Annotated in this window: 1 protein-coding gene; it reads right to left on the bottom strand. The window is 30.1% G+C overall.

Features of this window, described 5'->3' with window-relative positions:
• Positions 1–170: 170 nt before the first annotated feature.
• Positions 171–1,639 (bottom strand): GBS Bsp-like repeat-containing protein (locus KTF99_RS16720; RefSeq protein ID WP_217215673.1); only part of this gene is annotated, 1,469 nt, incomplete at its 5' end.

The raw sequence follows: 1,639 nt of genomic DNA, 5'->3' as shown, positions 1-1,639 counted from the left end.
ACTATATCTAGACATAAAAAAGTAGGATAATTATTGAAGATTATACATCTTCTAACCCTACTTTTTGTTTAGTACCCTATATTATTTTAAAGCGTCGCTTAATTCTACTAATTAAATTTAGTCCAAACAATTTGGTTCAATAGACTTTTTACCATAATATTTTTATTTAATTATATAGTATACCAGCAACTAATATCTACATTTCCCGAAATTCCAGGAATGCTTCCAGAACTTGTATATTGCCATCCGAATTTACCTTTATAGTATGGATTTTCCCATCCAATTGTATCAGTATAAGCAGCCATCCACGATACATTGGATAAAATAGCCTTATCATTTAAACTGCTATTAAGCATTGCTCGATAACTATATACATTTGTTGTATAACCTTTTGCATTCATTTCACTTATAAATGCATTCATATTCGCTATATTTTGCTCTTTTGTTATAGTAGTGCGCTCCAAATCAAAATATACAGGATATCCTAATTCATCTGGTGTAACATTATATTTCTGAAGAATATCTATTACAAACTTTGCTTCATTTAAGGCATCATTTTCACTGTTAGAATAATCATATATATATACCCCAAATGGTATTTTCAATCTTCTGCATGCCGCCAAATTATTTGCAAATTGCACATCTTCTATGTATTCCCCATTAGGATGAGCTGCAATTCTCAAAATTGCTCCATCAATATCTCCATACTGTTTTACAGTATTCCAATCGATATTCCCATTATATGAACTAACATCAATTACCTTTTTTGATGGCATATTCCCAGCTATATTTCCTTTATTATCAAAAAAGTATTTTTGCCCATCAATATATGCCCATCCAATTCTTTCCGTAGTATTTATTATATTATGAAACGGTAATTCTATATTGTTTACTGCACCTTTTTCATCATAAGCATAGATATGCGTGACATACGTTCCAAATTCATAATTATGATCGCTTCTATTTACTCTGAAAGTGTATTCGTTTTCCAGTTTTTGTCCCACTCCCCAAATTAAATCATCCTGTTCATTTTTATATGTCCACGTAGGAAATAATACCTCTGTAATTTTATTGTTACTTAAAACTGTGCAAGTAACAGTATACCCACTATCATTTATATTTGAAATTTTGACATTCTTTATTATTGGTTTAGTACTTGTATTTATATCAGGTTCTTTTAAATTTACTGTACCACAAATTGAAAAACCTTTTAATCCTTCTCTATCATACGCATAAATATGAGTAATATAATCACCATACTCAAAATTATGATCTTTACGATTTACCGTAAACGTAGCAACACCATTTTTCAATTCAGCTTCATGCCATACTATATCATCCTGCCCATTGTTTACTGTCCATGTTGGCATTTGAACTCTAACAACTTCCAAATCATCTGTTACTTTACAAATCATCGTATACTCATCAGATGTCACATTAATAACTTTTACATCACTTATAACAGGTGCTTGATTTTCTTCAATTTTTGTATCCAATTCAAGTTTACTATATTCACCCTCATCATCGTAAGCATATATATCAGTATTAATCTTACCAGTATCATAATTATGATTCATCATATCAACTTCTATTGTATATGTATTTCCAGTCCTGTTGGCTGTATACCAGATCAGATCAT

Origin of the sequence: Erysipelatoclostridium sp. MSK.7.34 (genome assembly GCF_019041935.1) — a bacterium.
Classification (GTDB): Bacteria; Bacillota_I; Bacilli_A; order Erysipelotrichales; family Coprobacillaceae; genus Thomasclavelia; species Thomasclavelia ramosa.
The sequence above is the reverse complement of the archived record's forward strand: the minus strand, read 5'-3'. Positions and strand labels throughout refer to the sequence as shown.